Here is a 22440-nt window from a genome sequence, read left to right on the forward strand (position 1 = left end):
CGGGCCGACGGCTCAGCCGAGCAGCCGCGGCTCGCAGGTGGGAGGCGGTGTGCCCTTGAGCGTGACCAGCGAGCCCCCGATCTGGGTGCCGAGGAGCCCGAGCACGGGATCGACGACGGTCCGCACGAAACTGGTCGGGTTGGTGGAGTCGAACATCGGCGCGAGGGTCGCGCGCACGACCTGGTCGAGGATCTGGCCCCGCTGGGTCGCCGAGAGGTTCACCTGCGCGCCGGTGCTGATGACGCCGAGCAGGGTGGCGTTGGACTGCACCTGCATCGACGGGGAGGTCGTCGTGACCGGGCCCAGCCCGACCCCGCCGCTCCCGGCCGGGTAGGCGTGGTCGAAGCTCTGGCTCGGGACGTCGATCCGCAACGACTGCACGCCCGACGGGCTCAGGGTCGCCGTGACCCGGACCGCGGTGTTGATCGAGATCTTGGCGTTGAGCCGGGCGACGGGCACCCCGAGCAGGTTCAGGTTGAGCAGGTCGGCGTTGACCACGAGGTTCGACAGGTAGGTGTCGAGGGTGACGGTGGCGAGGCCGTTGCTCACGTCGAGGGTGATGCCCTTGGGCGACCCGGCGCAGCGGATCGCCGTGAGCGTCGTCGTGGTGGGGGCGACCGAGACGGTCGTGGTCACGTTGTTGGGCAGGGCGACGACGCCGCTCGTGGCCCCCATCAGTCCGGGCAGGGCCGGCACGGCGATGGTGGCGTTGACCGGGGCGAGCTGGGCGGTGGCGCTGACCCGCAGCTGCTCGGTGAGGTCGGTGCTGGTTGCGGTCGTCGACGCGTCGCCGACCGCGCCGCAGAACTGGTGCGCGCCCTGGATCAGCTTGACCTGGAAGTTGGCGTTGGCGATGCCCGGGAGGGACGCGCCGACGTTCAGGCTGGCCAGGTTGGTGCCGTTGACCACCGCCAGCGAGCCGCCGACGAGGTCGAGAAGGTCGATGCTCGACGTGGCCCCGGCGCCGCTCCCGCTCGCGATGCCGAGGATCCGGCCCAGCGCGACGGTCGCGCGGGTGGCGGTCGTGGTCTGCACGAGGGTGCCGAGCGCGCTCACCGACGAGGCGTTGGCGGGCTGCACGAGGGCGGCCAGCGTGGCGACGTAGAGGTCGTGCAGCCCCACGGTCGCGGTCGCCAGCTCCTGCACGGAGCCGAGCCGGAGTCCGGCGGCGAGCCGGGCCAGGTCGACCTGCGACGTCGCGAGCCCCTGGAAGCCCAGGGCGGACACCGCCGCCGAGTTGCTGAACACTCCGGTCTGCTGCGCGAGCATCCGCATCAGGGGGTCGATGAGCGCGGAGTTGCGGGTGTCGACAGCTGCGGCGAAGGAGCCCACCGTGTAGCAGGCCGTGGCCGCCTGTCCCGCTGCCGACCCGGACCCCGGCACACCGGCGATGGCCGAGCGGCACGCGGCGCCCTCGCCCGGCCGGAGCGAGAAGTCCACGCTGGTGCTGACGACGACGAGCACCGCGTTGCGCTGGGCGGCCGTGACGGCGCGCGCGAAGTAGGCGTTGTAGGCGGTCGACTCCCCGCCGCACCCCAGCGACTGGTCGGAGAGGAACGGCGCGGTCGGGGCGACGTAGCCGACGTGGACCGAGACGCTCGGTGTGCGGCCGATCGAGCCGGTGCTGCGGGCCGCGCTCGTGGCGGCCATGGCGTCGGTGGGCACGGTGCCGGCTCCGAGGGTGCGGGCCATGTCCAGCGCCGTCGTGTCCGCGATCGCCTGCACGTCGCGACGAGCCACGCGCTGCATCCCGATGTCGACCGCGAGCGCACTCAGCGGCAGCAGCACGAAGCAGAGCACGAGGGACAGCAGCAGGGCTGCGGCCCCGCGCTCGTCCCCTCGACGCACATCTCGGTGGCTCACCGCACCACCACCGTCGAGGAGAAGCGGAGCGTCTCGGGCAGCGTGAAGCCGATGCCGGGCACGCTCGGCAGCAGGTCGTGGTCGCGGTAGGGGTAGCTCACCGTGACCGTCACGCACTGGCCGCCGCTCGGCGAGCCGGAGGCCGCTCCCGCGCAGGCGGTCGGCGGCGTGATCGCGCACGTGAGGTGGGCCGTGCCGTTGCAGGTCATGCCGTAGCCGTCGAGGGACCGGGCGACAGCGGCAGCAGCCGCGGCCTGGGCTGGGCACGTCGCGGCAGGGTACGACGCGGCGGTGGCGGCACAGCTCCCGCTGACGGTCGCGCCCACGGAGGCCCGGGCTCCCTCCGCCGCGGCCTGCGAGAGCGCCTGGCGGAAGCTGAACATGTAGGCGTAGGAGATCGTCGCGAACACGACCAGGCAGATCACGGGGACCAGCAGCGCGAACTCCACGGCCGCGGCGCCGTCCTCGCCGCGCCGACGGCGGCATGCCAGCGCGCCCCAGCTGTCCATCCGGCAGCACTTCCTGTGCGGCCCCCGACGTGGTCCAGTCGCCCTCCCACCGGCGACGAGCCGATCCTAAGGAGGCCGGGTCTCGCAGGTGGTGCTCACGGCACGAGAGGAGACTGCGGTCCAGACAGGACCGCCCTGACGGGAACCTGACAGGGTCAGGAGGACTTCGGGACGTCGATGTCCGACTGGTTCAGCTCCTCGACGTTGACGTCCTTGAACGTCAGCACCTTCACGGTCTTGGCGAAGCGGGCGGGCCGGTACATGTCCCAGACCCACGCGTCGCTCATCGACACCTCGAAGAACACCTCGCCGGCCTCGCTGCGCGCCTTCACGTCGACCTGGTTGCAGAGGTAGAAGCGCCGGTCGGTCTCGACGACGTACTTGAAGATGCCGACGACGTCGCGGTACTCGCGGTAGAGCGTCAGCTCCATCTCGGTCTCGTACTTCTCGAGGTCCTCCGCGCTCACGGTACGACCTTAGTGCCGACCTCGTGACCCGGCTCCTCGAGCCCGGCGGCGCGCCGGACGTTGACGAAGCGCATCCGGTGCACCGGCGAGGGCCCGTGGGCGGTCAGCGCCGCGGTGTGCACCTCGGTGATGTAGCCCTTGTGCGTCTTGAAGTCGTACGCCGGCCAGCTGGCGTCGAGCTCGGTCATGATCCGGTCGCGGGTGACCTTGGCGAGCACCGAGGCGGCCGCGATGCAGGCCGCCACCCGGTCGCCCTTCCACACCGCCAGCCCGGGCGCGCCGAGCCCGTCGACCGGGAAGCCGTCGGTCAGGACGTACGCCGGCGCGACCTCGAGCGCGGCGACGGCCCGCCGCAGCGCCTCGAGGTTGGCGACGTGCATGCCGAGGCGGTCGCACTCCTCGTGGGACACCACGACCACCGACCAGGCGAGTGCGCGGCGGACGACCTGGGCGTAGACCCGCTCGCGGGCCTTCTCGGTCAGCAGCTTGGAGTCCGCCAGCCCCGGCACGATCCCGGCCCGGCCCGCGGGCAGGATGCACGCGCCGGCGACCAGCGGGCCGGCGCACGCGCCGCGTCCCGCCTCGTCGGCGCCGGCGATCGGGTCGATCCCCTGACGGCGCAGCGCGCGCTCGTAGCCGTAGATGCCGGCGTCACGCCGGACGGTCGATCCTCGGGGCAGGGTGCTCACGACGGATGCGCTCCGCTGCTCACGAGGTGCCGGCGGGCACCTCGTCGAAGGTGCTGCCGGCGCCGGTGACGCCGCCGAAGCGGCTCAGCGGCCACACGAGCGCGAAGACCTTGCCGACGACGAGGTCGTCGGGCACGAACTCGCGACCGGGGACGCAGTCGGTCACGTCGGGCAGGCACAGCTTCTGCGAGGAGTCCGCGGAGTTGGCGCGGTTGTCGCCCATCACGAAGACGTGGCCCACGGGCACGGGCCCGGCGGTCCAGTTGCACTTGCTGGCCGGCATCGGACCGTTGCAGGGCGAGTCCGGGTCGTCGCGGACGTAGCCCGACTCGTCGATCGCGACACCGTTGACCTGCAGGTCGCCGTTGTCGTCGCAGCAGACGATCGTGTCGCCGGCGACACCGATGACGCGCTTCACCAGGTGTCCGCCGCTGGGCATCAGCCCGACCCGGGTGAGGACCTCGGTGACGGGGTTGCCCGGTCCCGGGACCTCGTCGGTCGGCAGCCACCCACCGGGGTCCTCGAAGACCACGACGTCACCGCGCTGCGGGCTGCCGCGCCAGTGGGAGACCTTCTGCACGAGGATGCGGTCGTCCTTGACCAGCCCGGGCTCCATCGACTCCGACGGGATGTAGAACGCCTGGACGAAGAAGGTCTTGAGGACGACGGCGAGCACCACCGCGACCACGAGCAGCACGAGGGACTCCTGCCACAGGGGCAGGTGCCGCCGCTCGGGGCGGCGCCTCGGCTCGGTGGACGCGGTGGCGTCGTCGGTCGTCACGCGAGAGATCAGGGAGCCGGGGCTCAGGCCTCGCGGCGCTCCTTGATCTTGGCGGCCTTGCCGCGCAGGTTGCGCAGGTAGTAGAGCTTGGCGCGGCGCACGTCACCGCGGGTGACGACCTCGATCTGCTCGAAGATCGGGGAGTTCAGCGGGAAGGTGCGCTCGACACCGACGCCGAAGGAGACCTTGCGGACGGTGAAGGTGCGGCCCACGCCGGAGCCGTGCACACGGATGACCACGCCCTGGAAGACCTGGACGCGGGAGCGGCTGCCCTCGACGACCTTGACGTGCACCTTGATGGTGTCGCCAGCGCGGAAGGAGGGGACGTCGTCGCGCTTCGAGGCGTTGCCGAGCTCGGCGATCAGGTTGCTCATGGTGCTCCTCGCAGATGCCACAGGTCAGCCACGGAATCGGGGACGATCACGGAAGGTGGTGCGGTGCGCCTGCGGCAACCGGGCTCCCCTGTGGCAGAGCCGGGCCGGTCAGGGCCGAGGGTTGAGTCTGCCACACGCGCCTCACCCCCCAGAAATCGTCCGCTACGCCCGGGGTCAGCGACGACGGCGCTCCAGGACGACGGGACCGGATGGCCCGCCGAGGGTGCGCACGGGACGGTAGCCCGCCTTGCGGTAGATCGCGAGGTTGCGCGTGCTGGCCTTGCCCGTGAACAGGCGGTACGTCGTCACGCCGGCGGGCGCGAGCGCGTGGACGTGCTCGAGCAGCGCCCGACCGAGGCCGCGGCCGCGCAGGTCGGGGGCGGCCATGAGCCGTCCCACCTCCCAGACCCGGGGGTCCTCCGGGTCGAGCCGTCCGCGCACGGATCCGACGAGCCGCCCGTCGACCCGCACGACGCTGGTCTCCCAGGCGGCGATCGACTCCTGCACGTCGGACAGCGTCTCGTGCAGCGGCGGGATGGTGAGGTCGTCGTTGGCGACCGCCTCGGAGACCCAGCAGGCCAGCTGCAGCGTCAGCAGCTCCCCGGCGTCACCGCGGACGGCCCGCTCCGGGTGCCACTCCCCCGCCGCGCCGAGGGAGGCGGGTCGCAGCAGGTCGGGACGGCGCGCGGCGGTGCGCTCCTCGGCCTGGGTACGGCGCCACGCCGCGATGCGCGCGTGGTCGCCCGACAGCAGCACCGGCGGTACGTCGAGCCCGCGCCAGCTCGCCGGGCGGGTGTAGACGGGGTGCTCGAGCAGCCCGTCCTCGTGGGACTCCTCGACCAGCGACGCGGCGTTGCCCATGAAGCCGGGCAGGAGACGCACCACGGCCTCGGTCACGGCGAGCGCCGCCACCTCGCCGCCGTTCAGCACGTAGTCGCCGAGCGAGACCTCGACGACCTCGGCGCGGGTCGCGGCGTGGTCGAGGACCCGCTGGTCGATCCCCTCGTAGCGCCCGCAGCAGAACACCAGCCGCGAGCGCTGCGCCAGCGACCGGGCCAGCTCCTGGGTGAGGGGTGTGCCCGACGGCGTGGGCACGACCACGGTGGTCGAGGCGTCGACCTCGAGCTCGTCGAAGGCCTCGCCGAACGGCTCGGGTCGCATGACCATGCCGGCCCCACCCCCGAACGGGCTGTCGTCGACGGTGCGGTGCCGGTCGTGGGTCCAGCGACGCAGGTCGTGCACGTGGACCTCGATGAGGCCCTTGTCGACGGCCTTGCCCGGCAGCGACTCGCGCAGCGCGTCGAGGTAGCCCGGGAAGATCGTGAGGTAGTCGAGCCGCACCCGATCAGCCCTCGCTCACTCGTCGTCGGGGAACGGCGTGACCAGCCCGGGGCGGTCGGCGACCACGACACGGCCGGCGTCGAGGTCGACCTCCGGCACCAGCGCGGAGACGAACGGGACCAGGGCCTCGCGACGGTCGGGCGTCGTGACCCGCAGCAGGTCCTGGGCGCCGCCGTGCATCAGCCCGGCGACGGTGCCGATCCGGATGCCGTCGAGGTCGTGGACGGCCAGCCCGACGAGCTGGTGGTCGTAGAACTCCTCGGGGTCCTCGGGGGACTCGCCCGCGGGGATCGTCGTGTGCAGCAGCGTGCCGCGCGCTCCTTCGGCCGCCGTGCGGTCGGGCAGCTCCTCGAAGCTCAGCAGCAGCACCGACTGGTGCCAGCGGGCCCGGGCCACCGTGAGCGTCTGCAGAGACGACGCAGAGCCCGAGGGCGGCTCGGCCCGGAGCACTGCTCCGGGAGCGAACCGCCGCTCGGGCTCGTCGGTGCGTACGTCGATCGTCACCTCGCCGCGCAGACCGTGCGGCTTGCCGATGCGGCCGACGACGACCTCGGTGCCGGACGAGCCGGCACCGGGGTCGCGCGTGGGCTCAGCGGCGCCGGTCGACATCCACGAAGTCGATCCGCGCGCCGTCACGCCCGGCGAGGGCGCCGATGACGGTGCGGAACGCCGTGGCGGTGCGACCGCCGCGCCCGATCACCTTGCCGAGGTCGTCGGGGTGGACCCGGACCTCGAGGATCGAGCCGCGACGCAGCTGCTTGTCGCGGACGACGACGTCGTCGGGGTGCTCGACGACGCCGCGGACCAGGTGCTCGAGAGCGTCGGCCAGCATGCTCAGGAGTCCGAGTCGGCGGACTCGGCCGGCTTCTCGGCCGCCTCGGCCTCCTCGGCCGCCGCGGTGGCGCCCTCGGGGGTCTCGTCGGCCGGGGTCAGGGCCTGCGCCTCGGCGGCGCCGTCCTTCTCCTCGGTCTTGGCCTCGGCCTTCTCGTCGGCCTTCGCCTCGTCCTTGGCCGGCTTCTTGGCCGCGGACTTCTTGGTGGTGGCCTCGGCGGCGGAGCTGCCGTGGGCGTCGGCGAGCGCGGCGTTGAACAGCTCGAGCTTGTCGGGCTTCGGCGCAGCGGTCTTGAGGGTGCCCTCGGCGCCCTCGGTCATGCCCTTGTGCTTGTGCCAGTCACCGGTGATCTTGAGGATCTTGGCGACGGCCTCGGAAGGCTGCGCGCCGACGCCGAGCCAGTACTGCGCCCGGTCGGAGACCACCGAGATGTAGGAGGGGTCCTCCTTCGGGTGGTACTTGCCGATCTCCTCGATCACCTTGCCGTCGCGCTTCTTGCGCGAGTCGACGACGACGATGCGGTACTGCGGCGTCCGGACCTTGCCCAGGCGCTTCAAACGGATCTTGACGGCCACGTCTGTGGTGTCTCCTCGAAGTGTGGTGGTGGTGGAGGGATCGGACCCCGTGTGGGGCACCGGGCCGAGACCTCCGATGGGCCGTGCACCGCCCCGGGTGAGAGGGACCGTGGCGGGCAGGACTCAGCGGGCAATCCTGCCAGACCGCCGCGGGGCCGGGAAAATCCGGGCCGAACGGCGCAACCGGCGACCACGTCGACCTGGTCGACCTGGTCGTGCGCCCCTGCGCCGTGGCGACGTACCCGCCGCCGGAGCACCTGGTGCGCGACCTCGGCTCCTGAGCCGACTCAGGCCACGACCCGGCCGCGCAGCACGACGCGCGCGGGACGCGCGAGCACGGTGACGTCGAGGCGCGGGTCGGCGTCGTAGACGACGAGGTCGGCGGGCGCGCCCTCGTCGAGCGCGGCGTTCCACCCCAGCCACTCCCGGGCCCGCCACGACGCGGCACCGAGCGCGTCCTCGACGGGCACGCCGTACGCCGCGAGCTCGCGCACCTCGTCGGCGAGCAGCCCGTGCGCGAGCACGCCGCCGGCGTCGGTGCCGGCGTAGAGCGGCACACCCGCCTCCCAGGCCGCCATGATCGTGTCGCGACGACGCCGGTAGAGGTCGTCCATGGTGGCGGCGTACGCCGGGAACTTGTCCTCGGCCTGGCGGGCGTAGCCCGGGAAGTTCTCGAGCTGCATGACGGTCGGCACGAGCGCGGTGCCGTGCGCGACCATCGACTCGACGAGGTCGGGGGTCAGGCCGGTGCCGTGCTCGATGCAGTCGATACCGGCCTCGATCAGCCCCGGCAGGACCTCCCGCCCGAAGCAGTGGGCGGTCACCCGGGCGCCGAGCGCGTGGGCGGCCTCGATCGCGGCCGCGAACGTCTCGGCCGGGAACGACGGCGTCAGGTCGCCGTCGCCACGGTCGATCCAGTCGCCGACGAGCTTGACCCAGCCGTCGCCGCGCCGCGCCTCCTCCTCGACCTGGGCGACGACGTCGTCGGGGTCGACCTCGTGGGCGAAGTTGCGGATGTAGCGCTTGGTGCGCGCGACGTGGCGCCCGGCCCGCACCAGCCGCGGCAGGTCCTCGCGCTCCTGCACCCAGCGGGTGTCGGTGGGGCTGCCGCAGTCGCGCAGCAGCAGCGCGCCGGCGTCGCGGTCGGCGACGGCCTGGGCCTCGGTGACCGCCCGGTCGACCTCTCCGTGCTCGTCGAGGCCGATGTGGCAGTGCGCGTCGACCAGCCCGGGCACGATCCAGCCGGTCGCGACGGTCTCGGCCCCGGTCTGCGGTTCGAGCGTCACCCGGCCGTCGACGAGGTAGAGGTCGCGGCTCTCGCCGTCGGGCAGGACCGGCCCGCTCACCCGCAGTGCACTCACCCGGCGGACCCTACGCCCGGAGCCGGCCGCGTCGTCGACAGTCGAACATCCGGGCCCCTCTGACGTCCCGGATGTTCGACTGTCGACGGACGGGTCCTCACGACGGTCGGGTTCGTCCCGGACCTGGCGCAAAGGTCGAGTGTTCACGTTCACCTTCCTCCCCGGTCGGGATGAATCGACCTAGACTGTGCGCCGTGGCGGTGAGGTCGGGAGCAGGGGCGCTCGAGCGGCTGCGCGCCGCCAACCAGCGCACGGTGCTCGCGACGCTCGCCTCCGAAGGGCCGATGAGCCGCGCAGACGTCGTGCGCAGCACGGGGCTCTCGCGCACCACCGTCTCCAGCCTCGTCGCCGACCTCATCCGTGGAGGCCAGGTCGTCGAGACCGCCGACCGCGGCCGACCGCACAAGGGCGGGTCCGGCCGACCGCCGGTGCTGGTGGCGCTGAGCGCTCCGGCCGGGGCGGTCGCGGGCGTCGACTTCGGCCACGAGCACGTGCGAGTCGCCGTCGCCGACCGGGCGGGCGTCGTACGCGCGGAGGACGAGGTGCACCTCGACGTCGACGCCGACGGGGCGCAGGCGCTCGACCGGGTGGACGCGATCGTGCGCGAGCTGGTGGAGCGGGCCGGGTTCACCCCCGAGGAGCTCACCGCCGTCGGCATGTGCGTGCCCGCCCCGATCGACCGCCGCTCGGCCGGCATCCGGACGCCGATCATGCCGGGCTGGCACGGCCTGCACCCCGGCGAGGAGCTGCGCCGACGACTCGGCGTGCCGGTCTTCGCCGACAACGACGCCAACCTCGGCGCCCTGGCCGAGCTGACCCAGGGCGCCGCGCGCGGCGCTCACGACGTCATCTACATCAAGATCGCCAGCGGCCTCGGCGCCGGCATCGTGCTGGGCGGCCGGCTGCACCGCGGCACCACCGGGGCGGCCGGCGAGATCGGGCACGTGCAGGTGGGCGAGGACGGCCCCGTGTGCCGGTGCGGTCACCGCGGCTGCCTCGAGACGCTCGCCTCCGGTCCCCGCCTGATGGACCTGTTGCGACCGGCGTACGGCGAGACGCTGGGCTGGGCGGACGTGCAGGCTCTCGAGGCGAGCGGCGACCGCGGCGTGCGGCGTGTGCTGTCCGACGCCGGGCGCCAGGTCGGCCGGGCCGTCGCTGATCTCGCCAACAGCCTCAACCCCGAGCTGATCGTCATGGGTGGCCCCGTCGGACGGGTGCCGTCGGTGGTCGAGGGGGTGCGGTGGGCGGTCGGCCGCTACGCCCAGCCGGAGACCTCGGCGGCGCTGCGGGTCGTGGCCGGGCGGCTCGAGGACCGCTCCCAGGTCGTCGGTGCCGTCGCGCTGGCGATCAACCGGGTCGCCTCCGGCTGACCGCCCGTCCTCCGGCTCAGAGCAGGTCGAGCAGCCAGCTCGGCCCGAGCGACATCGTCGCGCCCGCGGCGCTGGCGCGGGCCCGCAGCATCTGGTCGGCGGTCACGACCGTGACCGCGTCGCCGCGCTCGGACGCGGCGCGGACCTGCGCGACGATCTCGTCGTCCCCGCTGCGCTTCGCGTGGGCCGTGGTGACGTCGCCGTCGCGCCCCGCGCGCACGCCGCCCTTGGCGGCGCCCTCCAGCACGAGCACGACGGCGTCGGCAGGCAGGTCCGCGACCAGCAGGCCCTCGTGCAGCCGTCGCGCGGCCCCGGCCCGGTCCTTCCACCACCCGTCGGGACGCGCGCCCACGACGTTCGCGCCGTCGACGACCAGGACCCGCACCACCCCGGCGCTGCCTACTTCAGGAACTTCGAGAAGTCCTTCGGCAGGTTGAGGTTGGCCGCCGCCTTCTCGTAGTCGACCTCCTCGCCCGCCGGCAGCCCGAACGGGTTGCTGCCGGCCGAGGCCGCCGCCTTGTCCTTGTCGGCCGCGGCCTGCTGGGCGGCCTTGGCGGGGTTGCCGGAGACCCGGCGTCCCTTGCCCTTCTTCGGCTGCGCCTTGGCCTTCGCCCCGCGCTTGCCCATCCCGGGCATGCCGGGCATCCCCGGCATGCCGGGCATGCCGCCGCCCTTGGCCATCTGCTGCATCATCTTGCGCGCCTCGAAGAAGCGGTCGACGAGGGCGTTGACGTCGGTGACGGTGCGCCCCGAGCCCTTGGCGATGCGCAGGCGGCGCGAGCCGTCGATCATCTTCGGGTTGGCCCGCTCGGCGGGGGTCATCGACTGGATGATCGCCTGGATGCGGTCGATCTCGCGCTCGTCGAAGTTCTCGAGCTGCTCGCGGAACTGCCCCATCCCGGGCAGCATCCCCATGATCTTGCTCATCGAGCCGAGCTTGCGGACCTGCTGCATCTGCTCGAGGAAGTCGTCGAGGGTGAACTCGCCCTGACCGCCGAACAGCTTGCCGGCCGCCTTGGCCGCCTGCTCCTGGTCGAAGGTCTTCTCGGCCTGCTCGATCAGGGTGAGCACGTCGCCCATGTCGAGGATGCGCGAGGCCATCCGGTCGGGGTGGAACAGGTCGAAGTCGGTCATCTTCTCGCCGTTGGAGGCGAACATGACCGGACGGCCGGTGACCGAGGCGATCGAGAGCGCCGCGCCACCTCGGGCGTCGCCGTCGAGCTTGGTGAGCACGACGCCGTCGAAGCCGACCCCGTCGAGGAACGCCTGCGCGGTCTGCACGGCGTCCTGGCCGATCATCGCGTCGACGACGAACAGCACCTCGTCGGGCTGCACGGCGTCGCGGATGTCGGCGGCCTGCTGCATCAGCTCGGCGTCGACGCCGAGTCGACCGGCGGTGTCGACGATGACGACGTCGTGCAGGCGGCGCTTGGCCTCCTCGATCGACTCCTTCGCCACCTCGACCGGGTTGCCGACACCGTTGCCGGGGGCCGGCGCGAAGACCGGCACGCCGACGCGCTCGCCGTTGACCTGAAGCTGCTGCACGGCGTTCGGCCGCTGCAGGTCGCAGGCCACCAGCATCGGCGTCTTGCCCTGCTCCTTGAGCCAGAGCGCGAGCTTGGCGGCCAGCGTGGTCTTGCCCGCACCCTGCAGACCCGCGAGCAGGATGACCGTGGGACCGGACTTGGCGTAGCGCAGCCGGCGGGTCTCGCCGCCGAGGATCGCGACGAGCTCCTCGTCGACGATCTTGATGATCTGCTGCGCCGGGTTGAGCGCGCCCGAGACCTCCTCGCCGCGCGCCCGCTCCTTGACGGCGCCGACGAACTCCTTGACAACCGGCAGCGCGACGTCCGCCTCCAGCAGCGCGATGCGGATCTCGCGCGCGGTGGCGTCGATGTCGGCCTCGGAGAGCCGACCCTTGCCCCGCAGGTTGCGGAAGGTGTCGGCGAGGCGGTCGGAGAGCGTGGCGAACAAGACGGTTCCTCTGGTACTCGGGGACCCCGCCAGCCTAACGGCGCGCGGTGAGCCCCGCGGACCGGCGTGGCAGCCCCGGCCAGTTTCACCGGGTACCCGGTGAAACTCACGCTTCCCTCATGAAGTTTCGTCTGGGAGGCGTGAGTTCCTCGCGGTCAGTCTTCCCCCGTGCCAGTTTCACCGGGTACCCGGTGAAACTGGCGACTCTGGGAGTGACTGCCATCTTCCCACCTCAGCCGGTGAGGGCCTCGCGGACAGCGTGGGCGGCCTGGGCGGAGCGGGTGTCGGAGAGGACGCCGGCGGCGGCCTCCTGGACGTAGAACACGTCGACGGCCTGGGGGCCGAGGGTGTCGAGGTGGGCGGAGCGGACGGCGATGTCGAGACGGGCGAGGGCGGCGCAGACGAGGTAGACCACGCCGGGCCGGTCGGTGGTGCGCACCTCGATGACCGTCGACTGCGCCGAGGCCTCGTGGCGTACGACGACCGTCGGGTCGAGCGACTGGCCCGCGGGCGGCGCCAAGCGACCCGCGGGGTCGAGACGTCCCTCGACGACGGCGTCGTAGCGCTGGCGCAGGATGGTCGCGTCGACGTGCTCGTCGGCGACCTCCCACACCGAGATGCCGTACTGCTCCTGCGACCAGACGCGGGCGGCGCGGATGCCGACGCGCTGGAGCCCGAAGGCCGCGGCGAGGTCGGCGAGGAGGCCGACCCGGTCGGGGGCGATGGCGGTGACCCGGGCCCCGTCGTCGACCGGGTCGACGGTGATCGACACTCCCCCGCGGACCACCTCGGCGGGCACCACGACCGACTCGTCCGTCGGCAGGGACGGCGCGTCGCCGGAGGTCAGCGCGGCGTTGGCGCGCCGCGCGAGCCCGAGGATCAGCCCGGAGCGCCACGACGACCAGGCCTTGGGCGATGCCGCGCGGGCGTCGGCCTCGGTCAGCACGGTGAGCAGCTCGAGCGCCTCGGCGCTCCCGAGCCGCGAGGCGAGCGCCTCCACGGTCGCCGGGTCGTCGGGGTCGCGCGTCGTCGCGGTCTCGGCCAGCAGCAGGTGCCAGCGCACGAGCAGTGCGACGAGGTCGACGGCGGCGGGCTCGAAGCCCATGCGGGCCGCGATGCGGCGCGCGATCGGCTCGCCCGCCACGCTGTGCTCGGTCAGCCCGCCCTTGCCGATGTCGTGCAGCAGCGCCGCCACCATGAGGACGTCGGGGCGGGCCACCCTGCGGATCAGGGCGGCCGCCTCCATGCAGGTCTCGACGACGTGCCGGTCGACGGTGAAGCGGTGGATCGCGGAGGCGTGGGGCAGCAGCCGGATCCGCTCCCACTCGGGCAGGAACCCTGCCAGCGCGCCGGTCTCCTCCAGCGTCTCCCACGTCCCGAGCAGCCCGGGACCGGACGCGAGCAGCCGCACCAGCAGCCGGCGCGCCTCGGCGGGCCAGGGGTCGGGAAGCGGGGGGCACTCGCGGGCGAGCCGGGCGGCGGTCGGTGGGGCGAGCACGACGTCGCGCTCCGCGGCCTCCGCCGCCGCGCGGAGCAGCAGCACCGGGTCCTGGGCCGGGCGGGCCGTGCGCTGCAGGACGATCTCGCCGCCCGCCAGCGCGACGCCCTCGGCGACCGGGAGGAGCTGGGGTCTCCGGGCGCGGGCCGGGGAGGCCGGGCGGTCGAGCACGTCGTCGACGCGGCGCCAGGTCAGCCGCGAGAGGTGGGTGATCCGGCGGCCGAGCTCGCGCACGTGCACCTGCGCGGCGCGGGCGTCCTCGAGGCCGAGCCGCACCCCGAGCTCGCCCCAGGTCTCGGGCGCGACGCGGTCGGTCGCACGGCCCGCGACCGCGTGCAGGTGGTCGCGCACGTCGAGCAGCGCGATGCGGCTGCGCTCCAGCTCGACGTGGGGTACGTCGACCAGCCAGGTCGCGACCAGTCCCTTCAGCACCGTCGCGTCGCGGATGCCGCCCTCGGCCTCCTTGAGGTCGGGGACGGACTCGTGGGCGAGCTCGCCCATGAGGGAGTGCCGCTGGCGCACGAGCTTCTGCAGCGCGGGCAGCCGCTCGCGGGCGTGGCGGCGCCAGTGCGCGAGCATGGTCGTGCGCAGCCGGAGGGTGAGGTTGGGGTCGCCGGCGACGTGGCGCACGTCGAGCAGCCCCGAGGCGACGCGCAGGTCGCCGTCAGCCGCGGTGAGCATCTCGGGCAGCGTGCGCACCGAGTGGTCGACGTTCGCACCGGAGTCCCACAGGGGGTACCAGACCCGCTCGGCCACGTCCCGCACGAGCGGGTCCTCCGCGACCGGCTCGCCCGGCGGCGCGTCGGAGACGAGGACGAGGTCGAGGTCGGAGTGCGGCGCGAGCTCGCCGCGGCCGTAGCCGCCGACGGCCACGAGCGCGAGCCCGACCTCGGGCGCTCCCACGTCGGCCCAGGCCTTGACGCAGAGCGCGTCGGCGTCGGCCGTGCGCTGCGCCCGCTCCTGTGAGGTCACGCGGTCGTCAGATCGCGGCGGCGTCGCGGTCGCCCGTGCGCACCCGCACGACCGACTCGACGGGCACGACCCAGACCTTGCCGTCGCCGATGCGCCCGGTCTGGGCGCTCGAGCTGATCGCGTCGACGACGCTCGTCACGTCGGCGTCGTCGACCACGATCTCGATGCGGATCTTGGGCACGAGCGCGATGTCGTACTCCGCGCCGCGGTAGACCTCGGTGTGGCCCTTCTGGCGCCCGTAGCCGCTCACCTCGCTCACCGTCATGCCGGTCACACCGACGGTCTCGAGGGCGACGCGGACGTCCTCCCACTTGTGCGGCTTGACGACGGCGGTGACGAGCTTCACGGGGGCCTCCGGGGGATGTGGGTGGGGCGATCATGGCACCGGCCCGGCTCCCATCCTGGGGAGCCGAGCCGGTGTCTCACTGCTGGAGGTGCGGGGTCCGAGCGAGGGTCACAGCGCTGCGCTGTCGCGGTCGCCGGTGCGGACCCGCACGACGGTCTCGACGGGGCTGATCCAGACCTTGCCGTCACCGATGCGACCGGTCTGCGCCGTCTTGACGACGATGTCGACCACGTCGTTGGCCTCGCCGTCGTCGACGACGATCTCGATGCGGATCTTGGGCACGAGCGCGATGTCGTACTCCGCGCCGCGGTAGACCTCGGTGTGGCCCTTCTGGCGGCCGTAGCCGCTGACCTCGCTGACGGTCATGCCGGTCACGCCGAAGGTCTCGAGGGCCTCGCGGACGTCTTCCCACTTGTGCGGCTTGATCACCGCGGTCACGAGCTTCATGCGCGTGCTCCTTCGCTCTGCGAGAGGGGGGCCGTCTTGGGGGCGAGGACGCTGGACGAGCCCGCGCCGCCACCACCGGTGTGGATGTCGTAGGCCGACTCACCGTGCGCCGCCACGTCGATGCCGGCGACCTCGCCGTCCTCGTCGAGGCGCAGCCCGATCGTGAACTTGATGGCCAGGGCGATCACGGTCGTCACCACGCCGGAGAAGACGATCGCCACGAGGGCGCCGAGGGTCTGGTCGCCGAGCGAGCCGAGGCCGCCGCCGTACAGCAGGCCGTCGACGCCGCCCGCACCCTCCGAGGTCGAGAAGATCCCGATCAGCACGGTGCCGATGATGCCGCCGACGAGGTGGACGCCGACGACGTCGAGCGAGTCGTCGTAGCCGAGCTTGAACTTCAGGCCGACGGCCCAGGCGCAGACCGCGCCAGCGATGAGGCCGATGGCCGTGGCGCCGCTGAGGTCGACCGCGCCGGCGGCCGGGGTGATGGCGACGAGACCCGCGACGATGCCCGAGGCGGCGCCCAGCGACGTGGCCTTCTTGTGCAGGACCTTCTCCACGACGAGCCAGCCGATGATGGCGCCCATGGTGGCGAGGGTGGTGTTGGCGAAGGTGCGGCCCATCTCGGCGGTGATGTCCTGGTCGACGATCACGATCGAGCCGACGTTGAAGCCGTACCAGCCGAACCAGAGCAGACCGGCGCCGAGCATGGTGAGGGTCAGGTTGTGCGGACGCATCGGCTCCTTGCCGAAGCCGAGGCGCTTGCCGATCAGCACGGCGAGCACGAGACCCGCGACACCGGCGTTGATGTGCACCGCCGTGCCGCCGGCGTAGTCCTGCGCCCCGATCCGGCCGCAGATGAGCGAGTCCTCGGTGCAGCTGAAGACCATGTGGGCCATCGGGAAGTAGCACAGCAGCGCCCAGACCGGGACGAAGACGACCCAGGCGGAGAACTTCATGCGGTCGGCGACCGCACCGCTGATGAGGGCCACCGTGATGATGGCGAAGGTCATCTGGAACATCACGAAGACGTAGTCGCCGGTGCCGACTCCGTCGAGCCAGAACAGGTCGAACGGGTTGGCGAAGAACGTGCCGTCGCCGCTCCAGCCCATCGACCAGCCGACCGCGACGTAGAGGATGCCCACGATCGCGGCGGCGACGTAGGACATCATCATCATGTTGAGGACGGACTTCGAGCGGGACATGCCGCCGTAGAACAGGGCCAGGGCGGGCACGGTCATCATCAGGACCAGCGCCGTGGCCACGAGCATGAACGCGTAGTAGCCGTCCACGAGACCTCCATCTAGATCGTGAGTGGAGGACGCACCGGCACTCGACCGACGTCCCCCTCGGGTGCAGGCAACGTTCGCGGCGCGAGGTTTCACCGCGCACGTGCCCGTGTTGCGAGCAGGAAACGACATCCGCGCCGGTGTTACATCGAGGTTTCGCACGACGCTCGGGCAGGCACGGGACGCCCGACGGGACCGGCTCGGCGATGATGGGCCGGTGACCGCGCCCGAGCTCGCCCGCTGGGCGTCGTCCTGGGCCGCACTCGTCGCTGCCTGGAAGGCCGCCGGCCCGGACTCGCCAGCCGCCCGCGAGCTGCTGCAGCGGGCGCTCACCGACGGCGTCCACGCCCTCGACCTCCCCGCGGCGCCCGCACCCCCGGTCGGGCTGGGTCGTCGCTGCGAGGTGGCGGTGGTGCGGCAGGCCGGGGCCGTCGACGAGGCGGGCTACCTCGCCCACAACCCGCCGCAGGCCGACCGCGGCGCCGAGCCCGTCGACCACTTCTGCCGCCGCGGCTGGCGCCGGCAGCGCAACCCCAGCCTGGACTTCGACGTGTGGTGGTACGTCACCGAGCACCTCGACCCCGCCGACGACTCCGAGACGGCGGTCGACCCACTGGTGCACTTCCTGCTCGACGGCCGCTTCCGCGGGCTGGCGCCGTTGCCACCCGCTGTGGAGGCCTCGGTGGCCGGCGCTCCCCTGGTCCCGCCGCCGGGCTCCCCCGCCCGGCTGCCCGCCACGCCGCGGCGCGCGGTCCTCTTCGCGGCGTACGACGTCGACGGCCTGGTCGACGACACCGTCGTCGCCTACGTCACCGAGCTGGCCCGCCACGCCGACGTGTTCGTGCTCTACGACGGCGCGCTGCAGCCCGGCCAGCTCGACCGGCTCGCGGGCATCACCCGCGGGTCGTGGGCCGAGCGGCGCGGCGCGCACGACTTCGGCTCGTGGAGCCACCTGGCCCGCACGCTCGTCGGCTGGGACGCGCTGGCGGCGTACGACGAGGTGGTGCTGGCCAACGACTCGTGCTGGCTGGTGCGCCCGCTCGACGAGGTGTTCGCGCGCATGGACGCCCGCGCCTGCGACGTCTGGGCGATGCAGCTCACCGCGCGCCGCTTCGAGCCGACGCCGCTCGAGCCGCAGTCGGTCCCGCTCGACGAGGTGCGCCGCTCCTGGGTCGACCAGCCGGTGTTCCGCACCCGCGAGCAGGTGCACCTCGGCTCCTACTTCCTCGCGCTGCGCCGACCGGTGCTCGACGACTCCGGCTTCCGGCGTCGGCTCGACGCGGTGGTGCCGCAGGAGGACCACGAGCTGCTGGTGCAGAAGTACGAGTACGGCACGACGGCCTACCTGCTCGGCCGGGGCTTCGCCTGGGACACCTGGCTGCCCGACCTGCGCCCCAACCACCCGGTCTACGGCCCCGGCGCGTTCGCCCTGCTCGGCGAGGGGTTCCCACTGTTCAAGCGGCGCTTCCTGGTCGCCAACCCCTACGACACCCCCGGGCTCGGGGCGTGGAAGGAGCGGATCCGCGCCGAGGTGCCCGACGCTCCCGTCGAGGCCTTCGAGCGGCACCTGCTACGCGTCGCCGACCCTGCCGACCTGGCCGCGAGCTTCGCCGCGGGCGGACATTTCCCCGGCTGACCGGGGATCGGTGCGCCTGGGGGCCAACATTCCGCCCCCCAGGTGCACCTTTCCCCGGCTGACCGGGGAAACGCCCCGACCTCAGCCGAGCCCGCGGGCGGCGCGGGCTGAGAGCGCGACCTCGACGAGGGTGGCGGCGCGGGCGGCGAAGGAGTGCTCGCGGCGCACCCGCTCGGCAGCCTCCCGGCGGCGCGCGAGGTCGCCGAAGACCGCGTCGAGGTCGGGCGCCGTCGCCAGCCTGCGCAGGTCGTCGGCGTCGCGGTAGACCTGCACGCTGTCGCCGAACAGCTCGCGGGCCCCGGCCACGTCGTCGCTCACCACCCGCGCACCCGATGCGACCGCGTCGAAGAGCCGGTTGGACACGAACCCCGCGGCACGCATGCCCGGGTGGTGGTCGTTGAGCACCACCCCCGCGCCGGCGTACGCCGCGGCGAGGGCGTGGTTGGGCAGCGAGCGCGCCCGCACGACCTCGTCGGGCACGAGTCCCGACCAGAGGTCGCCGTACACCGAGAGCGGGAGGCCGGCGGCCAGCGCGTCGCGGACGACGGGGCGCAGCACGCGGCGGGAGTTGCCGACGAAGAGCACCCGCTCTCCGCTGTCCGGCTCGGCCGCGTCGGGGTGGAAGCGGTCGGGGTCGGTGGCCTGCAGCAGCGGCGTGACGGGCACGTCACCGACACCCCAGGTGAGCGAGGCGGCGAGCACCCGGTCGTAGCCGCGCGCCTCCTCGGGCGTGACCAGCTCGGGGTGGGAGATCACCCAGAGCAGCGAGACGGCGGTGGGGCCGGGGTCGTGGCGGGTCAGCCCGCGCAGCACCAGCTCGACGTCGTCGTGGCGCGCGGTCGCACGGTCCCACTCGGGGCGCCGGTCGACGACGACCTCCTGGCCGGCGTCGCGCAGGGCCGCGGCGAGCGCCTCGGCGAACGGCGTGTCGCCCCACCGGTCGCCGCCGGGGCCGGCGGGTGCGGGGTTCTTGATCGCCCAGCGCAGCGTCGTCCGCTCGCGCACCAGGACCGGTGCGGGCACCCGCAGCCGCGGCTGCTCACCGTGGCGGGGCCGACCGAGGTCGTGCCCGGCGACCGTGAAGCCCCGGGTGGCCCACAGGGCCTCGTCGTCGCGGGGCTCGGCGACCCGCTGCCAGCGGTCGAGGTAGACCGCGCGGTTGACGAGGTGCTTGTCGTAGCGCCCCGGGGTGCGCGACTCGTGGTGCACGACCGGCGCCTCGGCGACGACCCGGAAGTGCCCCGGTCGCAGCGCCGCCAGCCGCAGGCAGAGGTCGACGTCCTCCATGCCGTTGGTGTACGTCGCGTCGAAGCCCTGCAGCGCGACCGCGTCCTCCCAGCGCAACGCGAGCGCAGCGCCGGTGATCGCCGCGAACTCGAGCTCGTCGACGCCGGCGGCGTCCTCGACCGGGAACCCCTGCAGGAACGCGTGCGGCAGCCCGCCACAGCTCGGGAACGCGATGCCCGCGCACTGCACCGCCCCGCTCGGGTAGAGCAGGAGCGGCTGCGCCCCGAGCACCTCGGGGTCCTCGAGCGCTCGCCGCAGCGGGGCGGTCCATCCCGGCGGCACGGTCGTGTCGTTGTTGAGGAAGACGACGACGTCGCCGTGGCACTCGCGCAGGGCGTAGTCGTTGCCGAGGGCGAAGCCGTGGTTGGTCTCCGCTCGCACCAGGGTGACGCGGTCGTGCTCGCCGAGGGGCGTGAGCTGCTCGGCGATCTCCCGGCTCGAGCCGTTGTCCCAGACCACGACCTCGACGTCGTCGCCCGCCGCGAGCAGCGACCCGACGCAGGCGGTGGTGAGCTCGGCGTCCTCGTAGGTCGGCACGATGACGCTGGTCAGCCCGCGGGTCGGCGTACGCGCGGCGAGGGCGTCCCAGTCGATGTGGCGGGCCAGCACCGCGTTGCGGTGGTGGCCGGGGCGCAGCGCGAGGGCGCGGCGGCGGTCGGGGAACCGTCGCCGCAGCCCGACCCGGTCGAGCGCCGCCACCTCCAGACCCCCGTGGAGGAACAGGTCGAACGGCCACGCCGGGTTGGCGAGCGCGTCGGGGTGGACGAGGTCACGACGGATGAGCAGCCGGGCCGGCTCGACGTCGGGGGCCGGCGCGCGCAGCAGCACCGTCTCTCCGTTGCCCCGCTCCCCCTCGACCTGGTCGGCGACGGCGGGTGCGCCGACGGCGAGGAGCCGCTCGAGCCGGTCGGGCACCCAGCGGTCGGCCGCCTCGAGGAACGCGACGTACACCCCCGTCGCCTCGGCCAGCGAGGTCACGACCTCCCAGTCGGTGACGGTCTGCGCCTCCAGCGAGGCCAGCGAGGCCGCGCGCAGCTCCTCGTCGTGGCCCCCGTCGAGGACGACGCTGACCCGCACCACGGCTCAGCCCAGCAGCGCGTCGACGAACGCCTCAGCGTCGAACGGCGCCAGGTCGTCGGGACCCTCGCCCAGGCCGACGAGCTTGACCGGCACCCCGAGCTCGCGCTGCACCGAGACCACGATGCCGCCCTTGGCCGAGCCGTCGAGCTTGGTCAGCACGACGCCGGTGACGTCGACGACCTCGGAGAAGACGCGGGCCTGGACCAGGCCGTTCTGACCGGTGGTGGCGTCGAGCACGAGCAGCACCTCGGTGACCGGGGCCTGCTTCTCGATGACCCGCTTGACCTTGCCGAGCTCGTCCATGAGGCCGGCCTTGTTCTGCAGGCGGCCGGCGGTGTCGACGATGACGGTGTCGACGCCGTTGTCCACGCCGTCCTTGACCGCGTCGAAGGCGACGCTGGCGGGGTCGGTGCCCTCGTTGCCGCGCACGACCTCGACGCCGACGCGCTCACCCCAGGTGGCGAGCTGGTCGACGGCGGCCGCGCGGAACGTGTCGGCCGCGCCGAGCGTCACCGTGCGCTCCTCGGCGACCAGGATGCGCGCGAGCTTGCCGACGGTCGTGGTCTTGCCGGAGCCGTTGACGCCCACGACGAGCACTACACCGGGCTTGCCGTCGCTGCCGCTCACCTGCAGGCGGCGGTCCATGGCCGGGTCGACGAGCTTGACCAGCTCCTCGCGCAGCGCCGTACGCGCGTCAGGAGCGGCGCCGCCCTCCACGCGCATCCGGGTGCGCAGCCCCTCGACGACCTGCTGGGTGGCCGCGACACCGATGTCGGCGGTGAGCAGGACGTCCTCGATCGACTCCCAGGTGTCCTCGTCGAGACGGTCACGGCTCAGCAGCGCGAGCAGCCCGCGGCCGAAGCCTCCCTGGCTGCCCGCCAGGCGCTGGCGCAGCCGCACCAGCCGCGACGCGGTCGGCTCGGGCCGCTCGAGCGGGGGAACGGTCGGCGCCTCGGGCTCGAGGGTCGGCTCGAGGGTGGCCGGCGGGGAGGAGAGCTCGACCGGCGGGACGTCGGTGTCGGTGTCCGCCGCCGGAGGCGGGGACACGATGACGTCGGTGTGGGTGTTTGGCAGCGGCTTGGGCCGCCGACCCCGCACGAGCAGCCCCGCCACGGTGCCCACGAGCGCGACGCCGACGACGGCGATGACCAGGATCAGCACGGCCAGAGCAGACATGCCTCCATCCTGTCAGCCGCTCACCCCAGCGCCGACTCAGCGGGTCGGGGCCCGGGGTGGCGCGGACCAGATCGCCTGGGGCGTCGGCGGAAGGAACGTCGCGGACTATCCCCGCAGGAGCGGCTCGACGGCCGCGCGGATCTCCGCGGGCATCGGTACGACGGGCCGGGCGGGGTCGTCGTTGTCGACGTAGACGTGGACGAAGCGCCCCTCGGCGCGGGCCTGCTCGTCCGGCTCACCGGAGCCAGCTTGGAAGAGCCCGACGCGGTAGACCACCGACGAGGTGCCGACCTTGTCGGCGACGACCCCGACGTCGACGGGCTCGGGGTAGCCGATCTCGGCGAAGTAGCGGCAGCCGACCTCGGCGACGACGCCGATCGCGGGGAGCCGGCGGATGTCGGTGCCGGTGGCCTCGGCGAGGTGGTTGTTGACCACGGTGTCGATGAGCTCGAAGTAGCGGGCGTTGTTCATGTGCCCGTAGACGTCGATGTCGGCCCAGCGCGTCGTGACCTGCTCCCAGTGGACGTAGTCGGCACGCCGGGGACGGTCAGGTCGAGCAGCCATGCCCCGATC

The 22440-nt window shown here is 73.3% G+C and carries 21 protein-coding genes and 2 pseudogenes; 2 read left to right on the forward strand and 21 right to left on the reverse strand.

The window, feature by feature from the left end; translation table 11 throughout:
• Window positions 1-12: 12 nt before the first annotated feature.
• From GRQ65_RS00605 to GRQ65_RS00655, 12 genes and pseudogenes are all read right to left on the reverse strand, one after another.
• Window positions 13-1863 (reverse strand): pilus assembly protein TadG-related protein, encoded by a 1851-nt coding sequence (locus GRQ65_RS00605; protein WP_160874124.1) that lies wholly within the window; start codon window positions 1861-1863, stop codon window positions 13-15.
• A complete protein-coding gene (locus GRQ65_RS00610; protein ID WP_160874126.1) occupies window positions 1860-2372 on the reverse strand; it encodes a TadE/TadG family type IV pilus assembly protein in 513 nt (170 codons plus the stop codon). Before GRQ65_RS00610 ends, GRQ65_RS00605 begins: the two co-directional genes overlap by 4 nt.
• A gap of 155 nt (window positions 2373-2527) precedes the next feature.
• Window positions 2528-2839: a DUF2469 family protein gene (locus tag GRQ65_RS00615; protein WP_160874128.1), complete on the reverse strand. Its 312-nt coding sequence runs from the start codon at window positions 2837-2839 to the stop codon at window positions 2528-2530.
• Window positions 2836-3528, reverse strand: coding sequence for a ribonuclease HII (locus tag GRQ65_RS00620; protein ID WP_160874130.1), 693 nt, complete (start codon window positions 3526-3528; stop codon window positions 2836-2838). The genes GRQ65_RS00615 and GRQ65_RS00620 overlap by 4 nt, the downstream gene beginning before the upstream one ends.
• A 19-nt stretch (window positions 3529-3547) precedes the next feature.
• Entirely contained in the window at window positions 3548-4309 is a 762-nt protein-coding gene (lepB, locus tag GRQ65_RS00625) for a signal peptidase I (protein ID WP_337191399.1), read from the reverse strand.
• A gap of 23 nt (window positions 4310-4332) precedes the next feature.
• The gene (gene rplS, locus GRQ65_RS00630) at window positions 4333-4683 is read right to left on the reverse strand and encodes a 50S ribosomal protein L19 (protein WP_160874132.1); all 351 of its coding nucleotides are present in this window, start codon (window positions 4681-4683) and stop codon (window positions 4333-4335) included.
• Window positions 4684-4857: 174 nt separating this feature from the next.
• On the reverse strand, window positions 4858-5190 hold the full coding sequence (locus tag GRQ65_RS22325) for a GNAT family N-acetyltransferase (protein WP_337191437.1): 333 nt from the start codon (window positions 5188-5190) through the stop codon (window positions 4858-4860).
• A gap of 162 nt (window positions 5191-5352) precedes the next feature.
• Window positions 5353-6024 (reverse strand): annotated as a pseudogene (gene trmD / locus GRQ65_RS22330) (tRNA (guanosine(37)-N1)-methyltransferase TrmD); the annotation flags it as partial.
• A gap of 15 nt (window positions 6025-6039) precedes the next feature.
• Entirely contained in the window at window positions 6040-6633 is a 594-nt protein-coding gene (gene rimM, locus GRQ65_RS00640) for a ribosome maturation factor RimM (protein WP_160874136.1), read from the reverse strand.
• Window positions 6614-6856, reverse strand: a complete 243-nt coding sequence (locus GRQ65_RS00645) for an RNA-binding protein (RefSeq protein WP_160874138.1) — start codon at window positions 6854-6856, stop codon at window positions 6614-6616. The genes rimM and GRQ65_RS00645 overlap by 20 nt, the downstream gene beginning before the upstream one ends.
• 107 nt (window positions 6857-6963) lie before the next feature.
• Window positions 6964-7431: pseudogene (gene rpsP / locus GRQ65_RS22335) on the reverse strand (30S ribosomal protein S16); the annotation flags it as partial.
• Window positions 7432-7718: 287 nt separating this feature from the next.
• A complete protein-coding gene (locus GRQ65_RS00655; protein ID WP_160874142.1) occupies window positions 7719-8792 on the reverse strand; it encodes an amidohydrolase family protein in 1074 nt (357 codons plus the stop codon).
• 194 nt (window positions 8793-8986) lie between these two features.
• Between GRQ65_RS00655 and GRQ65_RS00660 the strand changes: the two genes are divergently transcribed.
• Window positions 8987-10162, forward strand: a complete 1176-nt coding sequence (locus tag GRQ65_RS00660) for an ROK family transcriptional regulator (RefSeq protein WP_337191401.1) — start codon at window positions 8987-8989, stop codon at window positions 10160-10162.
• A gap of 16 nt (window positions 10163-10178) precedes the next feature.
• Here the strand turns inward: GRQ65_RS00660 and GRQ65_RS00665 are convergent, their stop codons facing one another.
• The 6 genes from GRQ65_RS00665 to GRQ65_RS00690 all read right to left on the reverse strand — a co-directional run bounded on the left by GRQ65_RS00665 (window position 10179) and on the right by GRQ65_RS00690 (window position 16691).
• Entirely contained in the window at window positions 10179-10550 is a 372-nt protein-coding gene (locus tag GRQ65_RS00665) for a hypothetical protein (RefSeq protein ID WP_160874146.1), read from the reverse strand.
• Between the two features lie 11 nt (window positions 10551-10561).
• Window positions 10562-12136 (reverse strand): signal recognition particle protein, encoded by a 1575-nt coding sequence (ffh, locus tag GRQ65_RS00670; RefSeq protein WP_160874148.1) that lies wholly within the window; start codon window positions 12134-12136, stop codon window positions 10562-10564.
• Between the two features lie 232 nt (window positions 12137-12368).
• Window positions 12369-14606 (reverse strand): [protein-PII] uridylyltransferase, encoded by a 2238-nt coding sequence (locus GRQ65_RS00675; RefSeq protein ID WP_160874150.1) that lies wholly within the window; start codon window positions 14604-14606, stop codon window positions 12369-12371.
• A 7-nt stretch (window positions 14607-14613) separates the two neighbouring features.
• Window positions 14614-14952 carry a P-II family nitrogen regulator gene (locus GRQ65_RS00680; protein WP_160874152.1) on the reverse strand — a complete coding sequence of 113 codons (339 nt, stop codon included), beginning with the start codon at window positions 14950-14952 and terminating at the stop codon, window positions 14614-14616.
• Between the two features lie 108 nt (window positions 14953-15060).
• Window positions 15061-15399 carry a P-II family nitrogen regulator gene (locus tag GRQ65_RS00685; RefSeq protein WP_160874154.1) on the reverse strand — a complete coding sequence of 113 codons (339 nt, stop codon included), beginning with the start codon at window positions 15397-15399 and terminating at the stop codon, window positions 15061-15063.
• Window positions 15396-16691: an ammonium transporter gene (locus GRQ65_RS00690; RefSeq protein WP_337191402.1), complete on the reverse strand. Its 1296-nt coding sequence runs from the start codon at window positions 16689-16691 to the stop codon at window positions 15396-15398. The genes GRQ65_RS00685 and GRQ65_RS00690 overlap by 4 nt, the downstream gene beginning before the upstream one ends.
• A 214-nt stretch (window positions 16692-16905) precedes the next feature.
• On the opposite strand from GRQ65_RS00690, the gene GRQ65_RS00695 reads away from it, so the two are divergent.
• Window positions 16906-18324 (forward strand): rhamnan synthesis F family protein, encoded by a 1419-nt coding sequence (locus tag GRQ65_RS00695; RefSeq protein ID WP_160874156.1) that lies wholly within the window; start codon window positions 16906-16908, stop codon window positions 18322-18324.
• An 81-nt stretch (window positions 18325-18405) separates the two neighbouring features.
• Here the strand turns inward: GRQ65_RS00695 and GRQ65_RS00700 are convergent, their stop codons facing one another.
• From GRQ65_RS00700 to GRQ65_RS00710, 3 genes are all read right to left on the reverse strand, one after another.
• Window positions 18406-20691, reverse strand: a complete 2286-nt coding sequence (locus tag GRQ65_RS00700; protein ID WP_160874158.1) for a glycosyltransferase — start codon at window positions 20689-20691, stop codon at window positions 18406-18408.
• Between the two features lie 3 nt (window positions 20692-20694).
• The gene (ftsY, locus tag GRQ65_RS00705) at window positions 20695-21867 is read right to left on the reverse strand and encodes a signal recognition particle-docking protein FtsY (RefSeq protein WP_202387025.1); all 1173 of its coding nucleotides are present in this window, start codon (window positions 21865-21867) and stop codon (window positions 20695-20697) included.
• 105 nt (window positions 21868-21972) lie between these two features.
• Complete coding sequence (locus GRQ65_RS00710) at window positions 21973-22431, reverse strand: acyl-CoA thioesterase (RefSeq protein WP_160874160.1); 459 nt, start codon at window positions 22429-22431, stop codon at window positions 21973-21975.
• Between the last annotated feature and the right edge of the window lie 9 nt (window positions 22432-22440).

The sequence above is a fragment of the Nocardioides flavescens genome, assembly GCF_009823805.1.
GTDB lineage: Bacteria > Actinomycetota > Actinomycetes > Propionibacteriales > Nocardioidaceae > Nocardioides > Nocardioides flavescens.

What these genes read in the sequence shown, in the direction of transcription:
- rplS (WP_160874132.1), bottom strand. Translation starts at nt 4,683, where the DNA reads ATGAGCAACCTGATCGCCGAGCTCGGCAACGCCTCGAAGCGCGACGAC.
- rimM (WP_160874136.1), bottom strand. Translation starts at nt 6,633, where the DNA reads ATGTCGACCGGCGCCGCTGAGCCCACGCGCGACCCCGGTGCCGGCTCG.
- GRQ65_RS00610 (WP_160874126.1), bottom strand. Translation starts at nt 2,372, where the DNA reads ATGGACAGCTGGGGCGCGCTGGCATGCCGCCGTCGGCGCGGCGAGGAC.
- GRQ65_RS00710 (WP_160874160.1), bottom strand. Translation starts at nt 22,431, where the DNA reads ATGGCTGCTCGACCTGACCGTCCCCGGCGTGCCGACTACGTCCACTGG.
- ftsY (WP_202387025.1), bottom strand. Translation starts at nt 21,867, where the DNA reads ATGTCTGCTCTGGCCGTGCTGATCCTGGTCATCGCCGTCGTCGGCGTC.
- GRQ65_RS00685 (WP_160874154.1), bottom strand. Translation starts at nt 15,399, where the DNA reads ATGAAGCTCGTGACCGCGGTGATCAAGCCGCACAAGTGGGAAGACGTC.
- GRQ65_RS00645 (WP_160874138.1), bottom strand. Translation starts at nt 6,856, where the DNA reads ATGCTGGCCGACGCTCTCGAGCACCTGGTCCGCGGCGTCGTCGAGCAC.